Annotated in this window: 17 protein-coding genes and 1 other RNA gene; 4 read left to right on the forward strand and 14 right to left on the reverse strand. The window is 68.3% G+C overall.

Going from position 1 to position 18,318, the window contains the following annotated elements:
- The 13 genes from ftsA to mraZ all read right to left on the reverse strand — a co-directional run.
- A partial coding sequence (ftsA, locus tag ACXJKH_RS03655) for a cell division protein FtsA (RefSeq protein WP_457318344.1) occupies positions 1–531 on the reverse strand: 531 nt, incomplete at its 3' end.
- Complete coding sequence (locus ACXJKH_RS03660; RefSeq protein ID WP_256774913.1) at positions 528–1,259, reverse strand: cell division protein FtsQ/DivIB; 732 nt, start codon at positions 1,257–1,259, stop codon at positions 528–530. The genes ACXJKH_RS03660 and ftsA, both read right to left, overlap by 4 nt.
- Positions 1,256–2,248 carry a D-alanine--D-alanine ligase gene (locus tag ACXJKH_RS03665; protein WP_457318345.1) on the reverse strand — a complete coding sequence of 331 codons (993 nt, stop codon included), beginning with the start codon at positions 2,246–2,248 and terminating at the stop codon, positions 1,256–1,258. Before ACXJKH_RS03665 ends, ACXJKH_RS03660 begins: the two co-directional genes overlap by 4 nt.
- Positions 2,245–3,681, reverse strand: a complete 1,437-nt coding sequence (gene murC / locus ACXJKH_RS03670) for a UDP-N-acetylmuramate--L-alanine ligase (protein ID WP_457318346.1) — start codon at positions 3,679–3,681, stop codon at positions 2,245–2,247. Before murC ends, ACXJKH_RS03665 begins: the two co-directional genes overlap by 4 nt.
- Before the next feature lie 43 nt (positions 3,682–3,724).
- Positions 3,725–4,816, reverse strand: coding sequence for an undecaprenyldiphospho-muramoylpentapeptide beta-N-acetylglucosaminyltransferase (murG, locus tag ACXJKH_RS03675; protein WP_457318347.1), 1,092 nt, complete (start codon positions 4,814–4,816; stop codon positions 3,725–3,727).
- Complete coding sequence (gene ftsW, locus ACXJKH_RS03680) at positions 4,813–6,144, reverse strand: putative lipid II flippase FtsW (RefSeq protein WP_457318348.1); 1,332 nt, start codon at positions 6,142–6,144, stop codon at positions 4,813–4,815. The genes murG and ftsW overlap by 4 nt, the downstream gene beginning before the upstream one ends.
- Positions 6,144–7,229, reverse strand: coding sequence for a phospho-N-acetylmuramoyl-pentapeptide-transferase (gene mraY, locus ACXJKH_RS03685; protein WP_256774908.1), 1,086 nt, complete (start codon positions 7,227–7,229; stop codon positions 6,144–6,146). Before mraY ends, ftsW begins: the two co-directional genes overlap by 1 nt.
- A complete protein-coding gene (locus ACXJKH_RS03690) occupies positions 7,219–8,613 on the reverse strand; it encodes a UDP-N-acetylmuramoyl-tripeptide--D-alanyl-D-alanine ligase (protein ID WP_457318349.1) in 1,395 nt (464 codons plus the stop codon). Before ACXJKH_RS03690 ends, mraY begins: the two co-directional genes overlap by 11 nt.
- Positions 8,610–10,094, reverse strand: a complete 1,485-nt coding sequence (locus tag ACXJKH_RS03695) for a UDP-N-acetylmuramoyl-L-alanyl-D-glutamate--2,6-diaminopimelate ligase (RefSeq protein ID WP_457318350.1) — start codon at positions 10,092–10,094, stop codon at positions 8,610–8,612. Before ACXJKH_RS03695 ends, ACXJKH_RS03690 begins: the two co-directional genes overlap by 4 nt.
- Entirely contained in the window at positions 10,091–11,935 is a 1,845-nt protein-coding gene (locus tag ACXJKH_RS03700) for a peptidoglycan D,D-transpeptidase FtsI family protein (RefSeq protein ID WP_256774905.1), read from the reverse strand. Before ACXJKH_RS03700 ends, ACXJKH_RS03695 begins: the two co-directional genes overlap by 4 nt.
- The gene (gene ftsL / locus ACXJKH_RS03705; RefSeq protein WP_256774904.1) at positions 11,932–12,195 is read right to left on the reverse strand and encodes a cell division protein FtsL; all 264 of its coding nucleotides are present in this window, start codon (positions 12,193–12,195) and stop codon (positions 11,932–11,934) included. Before ftsL ends, ACXJKH_RS03700 begins: the two co-directional genes overlap by 4 nt.
- Complete coding sequence (gene rsmH, locus ACXJKH_RS03710; protein ID WP_457318351.1) at positions 12,192–13,160, reverse strand: 16S rRNA (cytosine(1402)-N(4))-methyltransferase RsmH; 969 nt, start codon at positions 13,158–13,160, stop codon at positions 12,192–12,194. The genes ftsL and rsmH overlap by 4 nt, the downstream gene beginning before the upstream one ends.
- Before the next feature lie 14 nt (positions 13,161–13,174).
- Positions 13,175–13,621 carry a division/cell wall cluster transcriptional repressor MraZ gene (mraZ, locus tag ACXJKH_RS03715; RefSeq protein WP_256774902.1) on the reverse strand — a complete coding sequence of 149 codons (447 nt, stop codon included), beginning with the start codon at positions 13,619–13,621 and terminating at the stop codon, positions 13,175–13,177.
- A gap of 326 nt (positions 13,622–13,947) precedes the next feature.
- On the opposite strand from mraZ, the gene ACXJKH_RS03720 reads away from it, so the two are divergent.
- The 3 genes from ACXJKH_RS03720 to rnpB all read left to right on the forward strand — a co-directional run bounded on the left by ACXJKH_RS03720 (position 13,948) and on the right by rnpB (position 15,842).
- The gene (locus ACXJKH_RS03720) at positions 13,948–14,724 is read left to right on the forward strand and encodes an NRDE family protein (RefSeq protein ID WP_457318352.1); all 777 of its coding nucleotides are present in this window, start codon (positions 13,948–13,950) and stop codon (positions 14,722–14,724) included.
- A 240-nt stretch (positions 14,725–14,964) separates the two neighbouring features.
- Positions 14,965–15,447 (forward strand): DM13 domain-containing protein, encoded by a 483-nt coding sequence (locus ACXJKH_RS03725; protein ID WP_256774900.1) that lies wholly within the window; start codon positions 14,965–14,967, stop codon positions 15,445–15,447.
- A 44-nt stretch (positions 15,448–15,491) separates the two neighbouring features.
- Positions 15,492–15,842: RNase P RNA component class A (gene rnpB, locus ACXJKH_RS03730), an RNA gene on the forward strand.
- Between the two features lie 303 nt (positions 15,843–16,145).
- On the opposite strand, the gene rsmI is transcribed toward rnpB, so the two are convergent.
- On the reverse strand, positions 16,146–16,967 hold the full coding sequence (rsmI, locus tag ACXJKH_RS03735) for a 16S rRNA (cytidine(1402)-2'-O)-methyltransferase (RefSeq protein WP_457318353.1): 822 nt from the start codon (positions 16,965–16,967) through the stop codon (positions 16,146–16,148).
- Between the two features lie 80 nt (positions 16,968–17,047).
- On the opposite strand from rsmI, the gene ACXJKH_RS03740 reads away from it, so the two are divergent.
- On the forward strand, positions 17,048–18,318 hold a 1,271-nt coding region (locus tag ACXJKH_RS03740), incomplete at its 3' end, for a penicillin-binding protein activator (protein WP_457318354.1).

The following is an 18,318-nucleotide window of genomic DNA, read 5'->3' on the forward strand; positions in this document are numbered from 1 at the left end:
CTGAACGCACTTGGAGATGTTGGCCGCGGCCGACTGCGCGCACACCACCAGGTGCGCGTGCACCTCCAGGCGTACGCCGGTCATGCCGACCGGGTTGCGGATGCCTTCCTGCGAATCGTCCAGCACGTACTCGCGCGGGATCGCGTGCAGGATCTTCTGGTCGGCCGGGATCGCCACGGCCTTGGCCGCATCGAGCACGCGGTCCAGGTCGCCCCAGGTCACTTCACCGTCGCGTATCGGCACGATGCCCGGCGAGTTCTTGCACTGCACGTGGTTGCCGGAGATCGAGGCATACACCGAGCGGATTTCGCAGCCGGCCATCAGCTCGGCCTCTTCGACCGCGCGCTGGATGGACTGCACCGTCGATTCGATATCCACCACCACGCCGCGCTTGAGCCCGCGCGATTCGTGCGAGCCGATGCCGATGACCTCGATCGGATTGCCCGGCGAATACTCGCCGACCAGCGCCACCACCTTGGAGGTGCCGATATCCAGTCCGACGATCAGTGATTTGTCACCCTTGCGATTCATGTCCTGTCCTGCGCCGGTTTCGGCGCGGTTGCGGCCGGGGTACCCCAGCTCAGCGTGAAGCCATTGGTATATCGGAGGTCGGCGCGTTCGATCGGCGCCTGCGGGTTGGCCAGCTGCGGCAGCACGCGCACGAACCGCTGCAGGCGAGAGCGTGCGTCATCGCGGCCGACCACCACTTCGGTGCCGTTGCTGAGCAGCAGCGACCAGCTGCCGCGGGCATCCATGGTGACCCGCTTGACGTCCACCCCGGCCGGCGCAAACAGCGCACGTGCATCGTTGTAGAGCGCCACCACTTCTTCGGTCTGCGAGTCCGGGCCGTCCAGGTCGGGCAGCTGCAGGTCCTGCAGTTTCTTGGGGGTGGCAAACAGCTTGCCCTGCTCGGACAGCAGGCGGTCCTGGCCCCAGCGCGCGAACGGCTTGTGCTCGACCAGGCTGATTTCCAGCACGTCCGGCCACTGCTTGCGCACCTGCGCGCTTTCCACCCACGGCAGCTTTTCGATGGCGTCCTGCGCATCCTGCAGCTTGACCGCGAAGAACCCGGCCTTGGCATACGGCAGTACCACCTGCTGCAGCTGTTCGGCCGGCACCCGCTTGAACTCGGCGTGCACGCGCAGCTTGGCCAGCGGCCAGCGTTCGGCACCGACCCAGCCGTTGAGCACCGCCACCACGGGCAGCGCTACGACCGACAGGGCCAGCAACCAGACGAAGATGCGCAGCACCGCGTTCATGCGTGGGCACGCTCCCTGTCCAGCTCCTGCAGGTGGGTCGGCAGGGTCTGTTCCAGCACGCGCCAGACCAGCTCCTCGAAGCCGATGCCAGCCTGCGCGGCAGCCTTGGGTACCAGCGAGTGGCTGGTCATGCCCGGCGCGGTGTTCACTTCCAGCAGGTGGAAGCGGCCGCTGTCGCGGTCGCGCATCACGTCCACCCGACCCCAGCCGTGGCAACCGGCGGCCTGGAAGGCGGCCAGCGCGACGCGGCGGATGTCGGCTTCGTCATCGCCGTCCAGGCCGGGGCACAGGTACTGGGTGTCCTCGGCGATGTACTTGGCGTTGTAGTCGTACCACTGGCCCTTGGGCACGATACGGATCGACGGCAGGGCCTGGTCGCCCAGGATCGCCACGGTGAGTTCGTCGCCCACCACCATCTGTTCCATCAGCAGCTGGCCGTCGTAGCGCGCGGCCAGGGCCACGGCGTCGGCGAGGCCGGCGGCGTCGGTGACCCGGCTGATGCCCACGCTGGAGCCTTCATTGGCGGGCTTGACCACCACCGGCAGGCCGAGTTCGGCAGCGGCGGCGTGCACGTCCACGCCCTCCACCAGCTTGACGTAGCGCGGCGTGGGCAGGCCCAGCGACAACCACACCTGCTTGGTGCGGATCTTGTCCATGCTCAGCGCAGAGCCAAGCACCTTGGAGCCGGTGTACGGCACGCCGAAGGCGTCCATCAGCCCCTGCACGATGCCGTCCTCACCGCCGCCGTTGTGGCCGTGCAGGATGTTGAATACGCGGTCGAAACGCTTTTCCACCAGTGCCAGCGCCAGCGCCGGGATGCCATCCACGGCCACCGCGTCGACGCCGCGCGCGCGCAGCGCGGCGATCACGTTGCGCCCCGAGTCAAGCGACACCTCGCGTTCGCTGGAGGTACCGCCAAGCAGCACCGCGACGCGGCCGAACACGGCCGGGTCGGTGACACGCAGCGACGGGAAGAAGATCGGGTTCATGCCGCCGGGGTCTCCGTGAATCCTTCGGTTGCGATCAGCTGCGCCACGTGGCCGATGTCGCCGGCGCCCATCAGCAGCAGCAGGTCGCCGTCCTGCAGCACGTCGGGCAGCACGTGCGACAGCTCGGCGGTATGGCCCACCACGACCGGCTCGCTGCGGCCGCGCGCACGGATGGCGCGCGCCAACGAGCGCGAGTCGGCGCCCGGGATCGGCGCTTCGCCGGCCGGGTAGACCTCGCTCAGCACCAGCGCGTCCACTTCGGACAGCACCGCGGCAAAGGCATCGAACTGGTCGCGGGTACGGCTGTAGCGGTGCGGCTGGAACGCCACCACCAGGCGCTGGTCCGGCCAGCCGCCACGGGCGGCCGCGAACACCGCCGCCAGCTCGCGCGGGTGGTGACCGTAGTCGTCGATCAAACGCACACGGGCGCCGGTGTGGGTGGTGACGATGCCCAGGTCATTGAAGCGGCGACCGATGCCGGCAAAGCTTTCCAGCGCACGGGCAATGGCGTCCGGGGCGACGCCCAGCTGCCAGCCCACGGCGGCGGCGGCCAGCGCGTTGAGCACGTTGTGCGCGCCCGGCAGCGCCAGCGTGACCGGGTAGCTGCTGCCTTCGGGCAGGCGCAGGGTGAAGCGCATGCGCGGTCCATCCTGGACCACGTTCTCGGCGCGCACGTCGGCGTTGCTGCTCATGCCATAGCTCATGACATGGCGCGGGGTCTGTGCGGCCAGCGCGGCCACTTCCGGATCGTCGATGCACAGCACGGCCAGGCCGTAGAACGGCAGGCGCTGCAGGAACTCGGCAAAGGCGGCCTGGACGCGGGCGAAATCGTTGCCGTAGTTTTCCAGGTGATCCGAATCGATGTTGGTGATCACCGACACCAGCGGGTTCAGGCGCAGGAAGCTGCCATCGCTTTCATCGGCTTCGGCCACCAGCCACTGGCCACTGCCCAGCTTGGCGTTGGCACCGGCGGCCAGCAGCTGGCCACCGATCACGAAGGTCGGGTCCAGCCCGCCTTCGCTCAGCACCGCGGCCGTGAGGCTGGTGGTGGTGGTCTTGCCGTGGGTACCGGCCACCGCGATGCCGCGGCGGAAGCGCATCAGTTCGGCCAGCATGGCCGCACGCGGCATGATCGGAATGCGCTGGCTGCGCGCTTCCATCAGCTCGGGGTTGTCATCGCGGATCGCGCTGGACACCACCACGCAGTCGGTGCCGAGCACGTTGGCCGCCGAATGGCCGCGCATCACGCGCGCACCGAGGCTGGCCAGGCGACGGGTCGCGGCGTTGTCGGCGTTGTCCGAACCGGACACTTCATAGCCCAGGGTCAGCATCACTTCGGCGATGCCGCTCATGCCGGTGCCGCCGATGCCGACGAAGTGCACGCGCGGGAAGGCGCGCACCAGGTCGTTGGTGTCGTGCAGGCGACGGATCATGCGCGGCCTCGCGTCAGGCGTGCGCGGTGGCGCATAGCGGTCTTCATTTGGATTCCTCGAGGATGATGTCGGCGATGCGCTCTGCGGCATCGACCTTGGCCAGGGCACGCGCGGCATTGGCCATCTGCATGCGTCGGTCGGAATTTTCGGACAATTCGCGCAGCACGCCTTCAAGATGCGTGGCCAGCGTTTCATCCTGCTTCAGCAACACGGCCGCGCCGCGCTCGACCAGATACTCCGCATTGCGGGTCTGGTGATCGTCGACCGCGGCGGCGAAGGGCACCAGCACGCTGCCGACACCGACCGCGCACAGCTCAGCCAGGGTCGAGGCGCCGGAACGGCACACCACCAGGTCGGCCCAGGCGAAGGCCTCGGCCATGTCGGCGATGAAGGCCTCCACGCGCGCCTCGACACCGGCATCGCGGTAAGCCGCCAGCGCTTCGGCATGCAGCTTCTCACCGCTCTGGTGACGCACCTCGATGGCGACGCGGCTGCCCAGTGCTGCCAGCGCCTGCGGCACCGCGTTGTTCAATGCGCGCGCGCCCTGGCTGCCGCCGAGCACCAGCAGGCGCAGCGGTCCCTGGCGGTTGGCCAGGCGCATGTCAGGCGGTGTGATCGCGGCGATCTCGGCACGCACCGGGTTGCCCACCGCTTCCTCGCGCTGGGCGAAGCTGCCCGGGAACCCGGTCAGCACGCGGCGCGCGAAGCGCGACAGGACGCGGTTGGTCAGGCCCGGCGCGCGGTTCTGCTCGTGTACCAGCAGCGGCAGACCATGCAGGCGCGCGGCCAGGCCGCCCGGGCCGGAGGCGAAGCCGCCGAAGGCGATCACCGCGCGCGGCTGGCGGTCGCGGATCAGGAAGCCGGCCGCGCGCACCGCACGCAGCAGGCGTGCCGGTGCGGCGAGCAGGGCCAGCTTGCCCTTGCCACGCAGGCCACTGATGGCCAGCGTATCGATGTGGATGTCGTGCGGCGGCACCAGGCGCGTTTCCATGCCGCCGTCGCTGCCCAGCCAGGTCACCGGAATGCCGCGCGCGCGCAGCACCCCGGCCACGGCCAGGCCGGGGAAGATGTGCCCACCGGTGCCGCCGGCCATGATCATCACCGGACGCGGGGAAGAAGTCGGGCGGGTGCTCATCCCATCCTCCCCAGGGTCGGTTCGATGCGCTGCTGCATGCGGCTGGTGCCCCGTGGCGAGCTGTCACGCGGGGTGCCGTCGCGCGGGGTACCTTCCTGCATGGCAGCCGCCACGGCCGACGCGCTCGGCGCCCTGCCCGGCTCGGCGGCGATCGGCTCCTCGCCTTCGGCCACGTGCATGCGCACGGCCTGGCGGCGCTCGGCGCGATCCAGTTCATAGGACACGCGCAGCAGCAGGCCCATCGCCACGCAGGTCATCAGCACGCTGGAACCGCCGGCGGAGATCAGCGGCAGGGTCAGGCCCTTGGTCGGCAGGATGCCGAGGTTGACCCCGATCGAGACGAAGCTCTGCATGCTCACCCACAGGCCGATGCCGAAGGCGATGTAGCCGGAGAAGTGCCGCTTCATTTCCACGCAGCGCATGCCGATCCAGAACGCGCGGCCGGCCAGCAGCGCGTACAGGCCCACGATCAGGCAGGTACCGAGGAAGCCCAGTTCTTCGGCGGTGACCGAGAAGATGAAGTCGGTGTGCGCTTCGGGCAGGTAGTAGAGCTTCTGCACCGAATTGCCCAGGCCCACGCCGGTCCATTCGCCGCGGCCCACGGCCATCAGCGCGTTCGACAGCTGGTAGCCGTCGCCCTGCTGGTCGGCCCACGGGTCCCAGAAGGAGGTGATGCGGCGCATGCGGTAGGGTTCGATGATCGCTAGCGCGCTCATCGCCACCAGGCCGAACACGATCGGCATCGACATGCGCGGCAGGTTCACCCCGCCCAGCACCAGCATGCCGGCGGTGATCGCCAGCAGCAGGGTCGACGAGCCGAAGTCCGGCTGCAGCAGCAACAGCACCACCAGCGCACCGGCCACGCCGAGCGGCTTGAGCATCGCCGGCCAGGTTGCGTTGACCTCGTCGCGGAAGCGCACCAGGTAGCTGGACAGCCACACGATGTAGAGCACTTTGACCGCTTCGACGGTCTGGAACTTGGAGAAGCCCAGGTTGATCCAGCGGCGGGCACCGTTGACGCTGCTGCCCAGGCCGGGGATGAACACCACCACCAGCAGCGCGAAGCAGCCCAGCAGCAGCACCTGGTTGTACTGCTCGATGGTCTTGAGCTCGGTGCGCATGGCGATGATGGCCAGCACGATGCCCACCGCCAGGAAGATCAAGTGGCGGTTGAGGTAGTAGAACGGACTGCTCATCAACGCGATCGAGCTGGACGCGACCATCACCACGCCCAGCCCGGTGAGCGTGATGATCGCGCCCAGCAGCCACTTGTCGAAGTGGCCTCCGATGGCTTCAAGGCGGGTTGCCTGGCGCGACAGATCATTCATCAGCGGACCTTCAACGTGGCCAGGCCGATCAGCACCAGCACCACCGAGATGATCCAGAAGCGCACGATCACGCGCGGCTCCGGCCAGCCCTTCAGCTCGAAGTGGTGGTGGATCGGGGCCATGCGGAACACGCGCTTGCCGGTGAGCTTGAACGAGGCCACCTGGATCATCACCGACAGGGTCTCGATGACGAACACGCCGCCCATGATCACCAGCACCAGTTCCTGGCGGGTGATCACCGCGATGGTGCCCAGCACCGCACCCAGCGCCAGCGCGCCGATATCGCCCATGAAGACCATGGCCGGATAGGTGTTGAACCACAGGAAGCCCAGGCCTGCCCCGGCAATCGCCGCGCAGATGATCACCAGTTCACCGGCACCGGGAATCTGCGGGATCTGCAGGTAGCTGGAGAACACCACGTTGCCCGAGGCGTAGGCGAACACGCCCAGCGCGCAGGCCACCAGCACGGTCGGCATGATCGCCAGGCCATCCAGGCCGTCGGTCAGGTTGACCGCGTTGGAGAAGCCGACGATCCAGAAGTAGGCGATGGCCACGAAGCTGATCCCGGCCAGCGGCAGCGCCACCGACTTGAACATCGGGATGTAGAAGGTCAACGCCGCCGGGACATCGGCGGTGTAGAACAGGAACAGCCCGGCGGCCAGGCCGAAGATCGACTGCAGCAGGTACTTCCAGCGCGACTTCAGGCCGTTCGGGTCGCGGCGCACGATCTTGATCCAGTCGTCGTACCAGCCGATGGCGCCGAAGCACAGCATCACCGCCAGCACCACCCACACGTAGCGGTTGCGCAGGTCGGCCCACAGCAGCACCGACAGGGTGATGGTCAGCAGGATCAGCGAACCGCCCATGGTCGGCGTGCCGGCCTTGGAGAAGTGGGTCTGCGGTCCGTCGGTGCGGATTGGCTGGCCGCCCTTGAACTGGGCCAGCTTGCGGATCATCGCCGGGCCCAGCCACAGCGACAGGAACAGCGCGGTCAGCGCAGCGAGGATGCCGCGCAGAGTCAGATAGCCGAACAGCCCGAACAGGCTCTCCAACTGCTGCAACCATCGGGCCAGTTCAAGCAACATTGGGGCTTTCCTCTCCTCGCGCCAGCAGCGCTTTTACAATTTTGTCCATGGCACTGCCGCGCGAACCCTTGACCAGGCAGCGCACGCCAGCGTGCAGTTCGTCGCCGAGCGCGGCGGCCAGCGTGTCGTGGTCGGCGAAGTGCCGCCCGCCCTCGCCGAACGCGGTCGATGCGGCCGCACTGAGCGTGCCCAGCGTGTACAGGCGCTTGAGCCCGGCATCGCGCGCGCGGCGCCCGGCCTGGGCGTGCAGCGCCTCGCCGTCCGGGCCCAGTTCGCGCATGTCGCCCAGCACCAGCCAGCCCTCGGCCTTGCCGCCGGCCAGCGCATCGATCGCCGCGGCCAGTGAGCCGGGATTGGCGTTGTAGCTGTCATCGATCAGCACCGCGCCATTGGGCAGCTGGTGCGCGATCTGGCGGCCGGGAACGGGTTCGGCGCGGGCCAGGCCCGCGGCGATCTGGTCCAGGCCGATACCGGCGGCCAGCGCCAGCGTGGCGGCGGCCAGTGCATTGCTGATGTTGTGCCGACCCGGCAAGGCCAGGGCGATCTCGACCTGCCCGTGCGGGCTGGTCAACAGGAACTGGCTGCCCGAAGCGCTCGGACGGATCGCCAGCGCCGACACATCGGCGCTGTGGTCCAGCCCGTAGCGCAGCACACGGCTGCGCGGCGGCTGGCCGACGATGTGCTGTTCGAACCAGATACCGAAGGCGTCGTCGGCATTGATCACCGCCACGCCATCGGCCGGCAGCGCGGCGTAGATCGCGCCCTTGGTGGTGGCCACGCCCTGCAGGCTGCCCATCCGCTCCAGGTGGGCCGGGGCGATGTTGTTCACCAGCGCGTAGTGCGGGCGCACGATCTCGGTGAGGTAGGCGATGTCGCCCGGCTTGCCGGCCCCCATCTCGTAGATGGCGAAGTCGGCATCTTCGGGCGCATCGAGCACCGCCAGCGGCAGCCCGATCTCGTTGTTGCGGTTGCCCGGATTGGCGTAGACGACCTTGTGCTGTTCGCGCGCGACCTGCGCCAGGATGGCCAGCAGCAGGCTCTTGACGCTGGTCTTGCCGTTGCTGCCGGTGATGGCGAACACGGCGGTGCGGCGGTCACGCTGCATGCCGTGGGCGATCCGGCCCAGCGCGTGTTCGCTGTCGGCGACCACGATCTGCGGCACGGGCAGGTCGAGCAGTCGCTCCACCAACATTGCCGAAGCACCGCGCGCGATCGCGTCGGCGGCGAAATCATGGCCGTCGAAACGTTCACCGCGCAGCGCCACGTACAGGCTGCCGGGGGCAAGCGTGCGGGTGTCATTGCTGATGGCGTCGATGGCGGTGTCATCGCCATGGATCTCGCCACCGGCCCAATGCGCGATCAGCGACAGCGGGGTGCGCTTCATGGGGCCACCTCCTGCATCCGCGACGCCAGCACGCGACCGGCGACCTCGGTGTCGTCGAAGGCATGCTTGACGCCGTGGACTTCCTGATAGGGCTCATGCCCCTTGCCGGCGATCAGCACGATGTCACCGGCGCCGGCCAGGCCGATCGCGGTGGCGATCGCGGCGGCGCGGTCGCGCTGCACGGTGGCGGCAGCGGGCGAACTCAGGCCGGCGACGATGTCGGCCACGATCACGTCGCCATCTTCACCACGCGGATTGTCGTCGGTGACGATCACCACGTCGGCGAGTTTCTCGGCGATGGCCGCCATCTGCGGACGCTTGCCGGTGTCGCGCTCACCGCCGCAGCCGAACACGCAGACCAGACGCCCGCTCAGGTGGTCGTGCAGGCTGCCGAGCGCCTGTTCCAGCGCGTCGGGAGTGTGTGCGTAATCGACCACCACGGTGGGCAGGCCGTGCTCGCCGCCCAGGCGGTTCATGCGCCCGGCGATCGGCTGCAGCTGCGAAAGCAGGTCGGCGATCGCGGCCGGGGCATGGTCGAGGGCGAACAACGTACCGGCCACGGCCAGCAGGTTGTCCACGTTGAAGCGGCCCAGCAGCGGCGACTGCACCGGATGGCGAGTGCCATCGACCACCAGGTCGAAGGCGATGCCACGGCCATCCAGCTTCAGCGAGTCCGCGCGCAGCGTGGCCTGCTGCGCGCCGCGCGAGCTCAGCCCGATCTGGCGCACGCCGGCCTCGACGGTCCGCAGCAGTTCGCTGCCGAAGCTGTCGTCCAGGTTGACCACCGCCGCCTTGAGGCCCTCGCGGTGGAACAGTCTGGCCTTGGCCGCGCCGTACTGGAGCATATCGCCGTGGTAATCCAGATGATCGCGGGTGAGGTTGGTGAACACCGCCACATCAAAGTGCACGGCGTCCACGCGGCCCTGGTCCAGCGCGTGCGAGCTGACTTCCATCGCCACCGCCTGTGCGCCGTCATCGCGCAGCTGCGCCAGCACCTGATGCATCTGCAATACCAGCGGGGTGGTGAAGCCGGTCGGCACGACGTGGCCATAAAGACCCACGCCCAACGTGCCGATACTTCCACTGCGGGTACCAAGCAGGTGCCAGGCCTGGGCCAGCAGTTGCACGGTGGAGGTCTTGCCGTTGGTGCCGGTCACCCCGACCATCGTCATCGCGCGCGACGGGCGGCCGTGGAACTGGTCGGCCATCGCGCCCATGCGGTTGCGCAGGCCCCGCACGGCGATCGCGTCGGCCGGGGCCGGCAGCTCGGTCGGGGCCGGCGGGTCGAACAGGATCGCACCGGCGCCATTGGCCCGCGCCTGGTCGACGAAGCCCAGCCCGTGCGCACCGAAGCCGGCGATCGCCACGAAGGCATTGCCCGGACGCACGTCGCGGCTGTCCAGCACCAGGCCGGTGATGGACGGATCGTGGCTGAGCGCCACATCGGGAAGCAGGTGCGAAAGCAACATCGTCTGGCTCATTGCGTGCCTCCCTGCGGCGGCGGCACCGTGGCGTGCGCGCTGGGCAGCGCGGCATCGAATTCGGCGGCGGCGTCCGGGGCGATCACCGTTTCCGGCGGCGGCATCGGCAGTACCGAGGCGGCGTGCCCCATCTTTCCGGACTGCTGGGCGGCCAGCCACGACTCGATATCGTCCGGCGGCACGTCCATCAGGCGCAGCGCGCCTTCCATCACGTTGTGGAACACCGGTGCGGACACCAGGCCGCCGTAATACTTGCCGGCCTGCGGATCGTTGATCACGATGACCGTGGCAAAGCGCGGGTTGGTGGCCGGCACCACACCGGCGAACAGCGCGTTGTAATGCCCGCGCTCGTACCCGCCGGGGCCGGCCTTGCGCGCGGTGCCGGTCTTGCCGGCCACGTGGTAGCCCAGCACCGCTGCCTGCTTGGCGCCGCCCTGGGTGACCACGGTTTCCATCATCGCCACGACCTGCTTGGCGATATTCTCGTCGATGATCTGCTTGCCTTCGTTGCGCTGGCCCTTGACGAAGGTCGGCGCGATCAGCTTGCCGCCGTTGCCCAGCGCCGAGTAGGCGGTCGCGATCTGCAGCGGCGTGACATTCAGGCCATAGCCGTAGGACATGGTGGTCTTGGACGAACCACTCCAGCGCGCCGGACGCGGCAGCACGCCGGCCGATTCACCCGGGAACCCGCTATGCGGGGACACGCCATACCCGAAGCTGTGGACGTGGTCGTAGAAGACCTGGTCCGGCATCTTTGCGGCGATCTTGGCCGCGCCGATGTTCGAGCTGCGGGTGATCACGCCGGTGACATTGAGCACGCCGTTGTTGCGCGGCACGTCCTTGATGGTGAAGCGGCCCACGGACATGTAGCCCGGGTTGGTGTCCACCGTGGTGTCCTTGGTGACCACGCCGGATTGCAGCGCCGAGGCGATGGTCAACGGCTTCATGGTCGAGCCGGGCTCGACCAGGTCGGTCACCGCGCGGTTGCGGCGGGTATCCGGGGCCGCACCGCCAACCGAATTGGGGTTGTAGGTGGGCAGGTTGACCATGGCCAGCACTTCGCCGGTGGCCACGTCCATGATCACCATCGAGCCGCCGGCCGCCTTGTTGGCGATCAGCGCGTTGCGCAGCTCCTTGAAGGCCAGGAACTGGATGCGGCGGTCGATGCTGAGGGTCAGGTCCTTGCCCGGCTCGGCGGGGCGCAGCAGGTCGCTTTCAACGGTGTCGCCCTTGCGGTTGCGGATCACCCGCTTGGCGCCGGCCTTGCCGCGCAGCCATTCGTCGAAGGCCAGCTCCAGCCCTTCCTGGCCGCGGTCGTCGATGTTGGTGAAGCCCAGCACGTGCGCCATCGCCTCACCCTGCGGGTAGAAGCGACGGAACTCACGCTGCGAGGCCACGCCCGGAATTTTCAGCGCGACCACCTTTTCCGCCTCGTCCGGATTGATTCGGCGACGCAGGTACATGAATTCCTTGTCCGACTTCTGCGCCAGCTTGGAGGTCAGCTCGTCCAGCGGCATGCCCAGCGCGGTGGCCAGCTCGGGGATACGGTCCTGCGAGCGCAGCAGTTCCTGCGGGTTGACCCAGATCGAAGCCACCGGCGTGGACACCGCCACCGGCTCGCCGTTGCGGTCGGTGATCATGCCGCGCGAGGTGTTGATCGGCAGCTCGCGCAGGTAGCGCGCTTCGCCCTGGCGCTGGTAGAACTCGCTGTTGATGATCTGCACATAGGCCGCGCGGCCGACCAGCGACACCGAGCACAGCCCAAGCGCCAGACCCACCCACTTCAGGCGCTGGCGCAGGTTGAAGCTGTTGCGTGCACGGTTGCGACCGGACTTGTTCATGGCCGTACCACCACCACGTCCGCCGCTTCGGGGAACTTCATGCCGAGCTTCTCGCGGGCGACGCGGTCGACCCGGGTGGACTCGGCCAGGGTCGCCTGCTCCAGCTGCAGGCGGCCGAATTCGATGTTGATCTCATCGCGCGCGCGCTCGACCTTGGACAACTCGATGAAGGTCTGGCGGTGGCGGTGGCGCATGAACACCACCCCGATCGCCGAGGCGATGGTGCAGGCCAGCAGCACGATGAGCAGCAGGCGACTCACCCGGCCACCTCGCGCTTTTCGGCCACGCGCAGCACCGCGCTGCGCGAGCGCGGGTTGACCGCCAGCTCGTCGTCCTCGGCCTTGATCGCGCCGCCGTGCAGATCCAGGGTCGGCACGAACGCGGCCAGCTCGGGCAGCCGGCGATTGCTCGGCGGGGCCTTGGCGTGACGGTTCATGAACTGCTTGACGATGCGGTCTTCCAGCGAATGGAAGCTGATCACCGCCAGCCGGCCACCGGGCTTGAGCCGCGCCATCGCCGCGTCCAGGCCGGCTTCGAGGTCGGCCAGTTCACGGTTGATGTGGATGCGGATGGCCTGGAAGCTGCGCGTGGCCGGGTGGATCTTGTCCTTGCCACGCGGCATCACCGAGGCGATCAGCTCCGCCAACTCGGCGGTGCGGGTGAAGGGCTGCTTGTCGCGGCGGGCCACGATGGCCTTGGCGATACGGCGGCCCTGGCGCTCTTCGCCGTAGGTCCACAGCACGTCCATCAGCTCGCGCTCTTCAACCTGGTTGAGCCACTGCGCGGCGCTTTCGCCGCTGTCCGGGTCCATGCGCATGTCCAGCGGGCCGTCCTTGCCGAAACTGAAACCGCGCTCGGCCACGTCAAGCTGCGGCGACGACACGCCGAGGTCGAACAGCACCCCGTCCAGGCCGTCGGCGGTGGCCTCCCAATGCAGCAGGTCGGCGAAGCTGCCACGGAAGATCGACACGCGCGGGTCCGGCGCGAAATCGCGCTCGGCAACCGCAATCGCTTCGGGATCCTTGTCCATGACCAGCAGCCGGCCTCCGGGACCGAGTTGCTCGAGCACGCCGCGGGCGTGACCGCCACGACCGAACGTGCCATCGAGATACGTACCGTTTTCGATCACCCTCAGGCCATCCAGGACCTGCGTGTACAGAACCGGCAGGTGCCCCGCCGGCGACTGCGACACCGGAAGGTGACCGGTCTGCGCTGCTCCGCGCATCCGGGCACCCCGGCTCACAACTTCAGGTCGAGCAACCCATCGCCCAGATCCCCGTCAGACAACGTCTGCTGGATCAACGCGCGATGTGCCTGCTCGCTCCACAATTCGAATTTGTCGCCCATGCCCAGCAGAACCGCCTTCTTTTCAATGCCAACGGCACCGCGGTGGCTGGCAGGAATACTGATGCGACCGTTGCCGTCCAGCTCCAGATGCGCGGCCGAGCCGACCAGCTTCTGTTGCAGCAGACGCACGACACGCTGTGTGTTGGGCTTGGACATGACGTCGTCGCGGACCCGCTCCCACTCCTGCTCGGCATACAGCCAGAGGCAGCCGGACTCGAAGGGGTTGTAGGTCAGGACCAGGCGGTTGTTGCTCACGCGCGCGACAAGGTCGCGATGCGCGGTGGGAACCGCCATGCGCCCTTTATCGTCAACCGTGATGGCCGTCTCGCCCTGAAACACGACGCGTGCACCTTTCCTTCGCCCGGATGAAACATTGAACCACGAAAAACCACAAAAAACCCGGTTTTGCCTCTGTTGCCCACCTTAGCAGTGCCGATTGGGTTGTCAACAACTTTGCAAGCGGGAAATCACCTTGGACATCAAGGGCTTGCAGCAATGTTTAGAGACTTGTTCAAAGCTTATCCACAAGTTGCTGTTTCGTCTCATCTTTTGAGATTGGGGCGAAGTTCAGGCGCGTGTAGAGGGTGTGAAACATAGGCGCGCATTCATCCCGAGCCCCGTCGCCATTGACCCGGTCTTGCGCAAACCCCGGCACAATGCCGGMCATGTGCCTTCTCGCCCTTGCCTGGAAAACACACCCGCGGTGGCAGCTGGTCATGGCCGGCAACCGCGACGAGTTCCACGCCCGCCCCACCGCCGCACTGGTGGCCTGGCCGGCGCCGGACACCGGCCTGCTGGCCGGACGTGACCTGCGTTCGGGCGGGACCTGGGCCGGGGTCGCGCCCGAGGGCCGGATGGCGGTGGTCACCAATGTCCGCGACCCGCTGGCGCGCCAGACCGGCCCGTCACGTGGTGCTCTGGTGGCCGACTACCTGCGTGCCGACGCGTCGGCTGCCACCTTCGCCGACGAGCTGGCCGCCCGCGCCACCACCTTCGCGCCGTTCAACCTGCTGCTGGCCGACCGCGGCAGTTGCCAGTTCCTGGGTAATCACCCGCTGGGCCGCCAGGCGCTGCCACCTGGCATCCACGGCATGTCCAACGGGCCGCTGGATGCGCCGTGGCCCAAGACCGAGCGTTTGAACGCCGCCCTGCGGGGCTGGATCGCCAGCGGCAGCGACGACCTGGGGCCCCTGTGGGCGGCGCTGGCCGATGAAACCCGGGCTGATGACAGCGCCCTGCCCAACACCGGCATCGGCCTGGAACGCGAGCGCTGGCTGAGCGCAGCGTTCATCCGCAGCCCGGAGTACGGCACCCGCGCCAGCACGCTGATCGCACTGGATGCCAATGGCGAGGGTTTCATCCACGAGCGCCGGTTTGGGCCGGACGGCAGTTGCATCGGTGAGACCCGGCTGGAGGCAAGGGCGCAGATCGGCGCACTTTGACGTTGCCAAGCCAATCTTCAGGGACCGGGCATTGCGGCACTTCAGCCACAAGCAAGGGTGTTCACGAAAGTTTAACGCCGCTGCGCCAGAAGGCATTCCCGGCCCCTCGGCCCAGATGGAGCTGGTTCTGCGCAGGTTGCCGGCCCGACGCCGCCTCCAGGGCGCCTTGACGCGACGCGCTGCGTGCCGAGGATGGCGGGGCGGCGCCGTTGCCGCGTCTCCACTCTGTACGGAGCTTCCATGCGACGACGCATCCTCCTTCTTCTGATCAGCCACCTGCTTGTGCTTGGCGTGGGCTTCGGCCTGGGCGTGTACTTCCTGCCGATCCTCACCGCACCGGACGATCCGCCGGCTCAGCAGGTACAGGCTGCGATGGAGCAGGCGCGCTACCACGCCAACCTCCACCGCGACCAGAAGGGCAGCGATGCGCTGCACTGGGCCGATGGCGCGCTGAGCGTGAGCGCCACCCAGGTGGCCTTCACCGGCAAGATCGCTCCGGGGCCCGACTACAAGGTCTATCTGACCCGCGAGTTCGTCGACACCAAGGCCGGCTTTGAACGGATCAAGGCCGATGCGGTGCGGATCGGCGAAGTGAAGACCTTCAACCGCTTCCTGGTCGAGGTGCCACCGGGCGTGGATGTCGAGGAATTCACCACTGTGGTGGTGTGGTGCGAGCGCTTCGCGCAGTTCATCTCGGCCGGGCAATACCGAACGCCGGGGTGATCGCCCGCCCTCCGCACGCCGGGATGTGGGACAATGCGCGCGGCGGAGTCGGCCAGACAGTCGCGTCATCCCTTGCGGATGCCGAGGAAAGTCCGGGCTCCACAGGGCAAGGTGCCAGGTAACGCCTGGGCGGCGCGAGCCGACGGAAAGTGCAACAGAAAGATACCGCCTACGTTTCCTTCGGGAAGCCGGTAAGGGTGAAATGGTGCGGTAAGAGCGCACCGCGAGTCTGGCAACAGACCGGCACGGCAAACCCCACCTGGAGCAAGACCAAATAGGGACCTAATGGCGTGGCCCGCGTCGGGTCCGGGTAGGTTGCTTGAGCGCTGCGGTGACGTAGCGCCTAGAGGAATGACTGTCCACGACAAAACCCGGCTTATCGGCCGGCTCCGCCCTTTCTTCGCGATGCCGCGAAGAAGCCCCACGGTTTGCGGTGCAAACCGTGGGCCCCGGGCGCCACCAGCGTCCAATTCCCCGCGGCTGTCGCCGCGCCCCCTTTACTAAAGGGGGCTGTGCCTCCAGACGGTTTGCGGGGGGGKTTATTCAAAWGCGGTGTTTGCTGCACGYCTGGTAGAGCCACCCCATGGGTGGCTGYTGTTCGTTCCGGCATCGTGCGTAGCCACCCATGGGGTGGCTCTACCTCTTCGGCATCGCGTGCAGCCACCCGTGGGGTGGCTCTGCCTGCGCCCAGCTCGCGATCAGCTGCCGTAGAGGGCTTTGCGTGGGGCGCCGGTGAGTTCGGCGGCGAGCTTGGCGGCGGTGGACGGCGGGAGGTGTTCGCTGAGCTTGGCGTACATGCGGCGGCCGGCGGCCAGCTGCGCTTGTTCGTCGTCGGCGGCGCCCTGCACCATCACCACGAACTCGCCCTTGCGCTGGTTGTCGTCGGCTTCCACCTGCTGCAGCAGCGAGGCCAGCGTGCCGTCGAGGACGGTCTCGAACAGCTTGGTCAGCTCGCGGGCCAGCACCGCCGGGCGCTGCGCGCCGAAGGCCGCGACCATGTCGGCCAGCGACTCGGTGATGCGGTGCGAGGATTCGTAGAACACCAGCGTGCGGGTTTCGCCAGTCAGGCCCTGCAGGCGTTCGCGGCGGCCCGAGCCCTTGGCCGGCAGGAAGCCTTCAAAGGTGAAGCGGTCGCTGGGCAGGCCGGCCACGCTCAATGCGGCAATCGCCGCGCAGGCACCCGGCACCGGGCTCACCCGGATGCCCGCCTCGCGGGCAGCGCGCACCAGCCGATAGCCCGGATCGCTGACCAGCGGGGTGCCGGCATCGCTCACCAGCGCCAGCGATTCACCGGCCAGCAGGCGCGCCACGATGCGCTGGGACAGCGCTTCCTCGTTGTGGTCGTGCAATGCCACCAGCGGCTGCTGGATGCCGAAATGGGCCAGCAACTGGCCGCTGCGGCGGGTGTCTTCGGCGCAGATCGCCGCCACCGAGCGCAGCACGTCCTGCGCCCGCGGCGTCAGGTCGGCCAGGTTGCCGATCGGGGTGGCAACGACATACAGCGTAGGGACAACACTCATCGCAACGGCACTCGTGGGTCAAGGGTAGAATCGTACCGTTCCCCGGCCACGGCCGCTGCCCCCATCGAATGGACCTGATCATGAACAAGCCCGTCGCACGGATCTCCGCCCTTTCGTTGTCGCTGATGCTGCTTGCCGGCTGCGCCACGACGAGCCTGACCAGTGCGCCCGAATCGCCGGCGCAGAGCCAGGCGTTGGCGCTGATCGACCAGGGCAAGCCGCGCGACGCCGCCGTGCAGCTGGAAGCACTGGCCAACACCTTGAAGGGCAGCGCCCGCGCTGCCGCGCTGGCCGATGCTGCCTTTGCCTGGCATGAGGCCGGCGACAGCGCACGCGCGCGCAGCCTGCTGGCCCAGATCACCCCGCGCCAGCTCAACGGCGCCAACCTGCAGCGCTACCACCTGACCACCGCCGAGCTGGCCCTGGCCGACAAGCAGCCGGCGCAGGCGCTGGCCTCGCTGAAGGAATCCTCCGATACGGTGGTGCCGCAGCTGCGCACGCGCTGGCAGCTGGCCCGCGCCGATGCGCTGCRGGGCACCGGCGACATCATCGGTGCCGCGCAGGAGCGCGCCCGCGCGCATGCCGCGTTGACCGGCAAGGCGCGCACCGACAACCAGCAGGCCATCGCCGGTCTGCTCGGCACGCTCGACGATGCCACCCTGCGTTCGCGCGCGGCGGCACTGCCGGCCAACGAGCCGCTGTACAACTTCGCCGGGCGCGCGTTGATCGCCCGCGGGCTGCCGCTGCCGCGTCCGTTTGATCGCGAGCAGGCGGTGCAGTTCGATACCAGCAAGCGTCCGCCGGCCATGAGCGATGGCTACCGCCCGCCGCTGAAGATGGCCGTGCTGCTGCCGCTCAGCGGTCGCCTGGCCACCGCCGCCCAGCCGGTGCGCGATGGCCTGCTCAGCGGTTATTACGCCGAAACCCGCCGTCGCCCGGACATCCAGTTCATCGATACCGCCGGCACCGCTGCCGGTGCGGTGGCGGCCTATGACAAAGCCGTCGGTGCCGGCGTGGACTTCGTGGTCGGTCCGCTCGGCCGCGACGAGGTCGATGCGGTGTTCGGCCGCGCCCAGCTGCCGGTGCCGGTGCTGGCGCTGAACCGTGGCAAGAGCAGCCCGCCGGCCGGTAGCGCCGGGTTCTCGCTGGCCCCGGAAGACGACGGCATCATCGCCGCCGAATTCCTGCGCGGCCGCGAGCGCAGCAAGGTGCTGGTGGTGCACAGCAACGACGACAACGGCCGCCGTGCCGCCGCCGCCTTCCGCGAACGCTTCGCCCAGCGCGGCGGCCAGGTGGTGGCCACGATCGGGTTCGGCGAAGCCGAGGGCGATATCAGCGCGCAGATCCGCGC

It is taken from the genome of Stenotrophomonas sp. P5_B8 (genome assembly GCF_054049855.1).

Excerpts from the sequence above, each read along its gene's own strand:
- ACXJKH_RS03660 (WP_256774913.1), bottom strand. The coding sequence starts at position 1,259 with ATGAACGCGGTGCTGCGCATCTTCGTCTGGTTGCTGGCCCTGTCGGTC.
- ACXJKH_RS03665 (WP_457318345.1), bottom strand. The coding sequence starts at position 2,248 with ATGAACCCGATCTTCTTCCCGTCGCTGCGTGTCACCGACCCGGCCGTG.
- murC (WP_457318346.1), bottom strand. The coding sequence starts at position 3,681 with ATGATCCGTCGCCTGCACGACACCAACGACCTGGTGCGCGCCTTCCCG.
- murG (WP_457318347.1), bottom strand. The coding sequence starts at position 4,816 with ATGAGCACCCGCCCGACTTCTTCCCCGCGTCCGGTGATGATCATGGCC.
- ftsW (WP_457318348.1), bottom strand. The coding sequence starts at position 6,144 with ATGAATGATCTGTCGCGCCAGGCAACCCGCCTTGAAGCCATCGGAGGC.
- mraY (WP_256774908.1), bottom strand. The coding sequence starts at position 7,229 with ATGTTGCTTGAACTGGCCCGATGGTTGCAGCAGTTGGAGAGCCTGTTC.
- ACXJKH_RS03690 (WP_457318349.1), bottom strand. The coding sequence starts at position 8,613 with ATGAAGCGCACCCCGCTGTCGCTGATCGCGCATTGGGCCGGTGGCGAG.
- ACXJKH_RS03695 (WP_457318350.1), bottom strand. The coding sequence starts at position 10,094 with ATGAGCCAGACGATGTTGCTTTCGCACCTGCTTCCCGATGTGGCGCTC.
- ACXJKH_RS03700 (WP_256774905.1), bottom strand. The coding sequence starts at position 11,935 with ATGAACAAGTCCGGTCGCAACCGTGCACGCAACAGCTTCAACCTGCGC.
- rsmH (WP_457318351.1), bottom strand. The coding sequence starts at position 13,160 with ATGCGCGGAGCAGCGCAGACCGGTCACCTTCCGGTGTCGCAGTCGCCG.
- ACXJKH_RS03720 (WP_457318352.1), top strand. The coding sequence starts at position 13,948 with ATGTGCCTTCTCGCCCTTGCCTGGAAAACACACCCGCGGTGGCAGCTG.
- ACXJKH_RS03725 (WP_256774900.1), top strand. The coding sequence starts at position 14,965 with ATGCGACGACGCATCCTCCTTCTTCTGATCAGCCACCTGCTTGTGCTT.
- rsmI (WP_457318353.1), bottom strand. The coding sequence starts at position 16,967 with ATGAGTGTTGTCCCTACGCTGTATGTCGTTGCCACCCCGATCGGCAAC.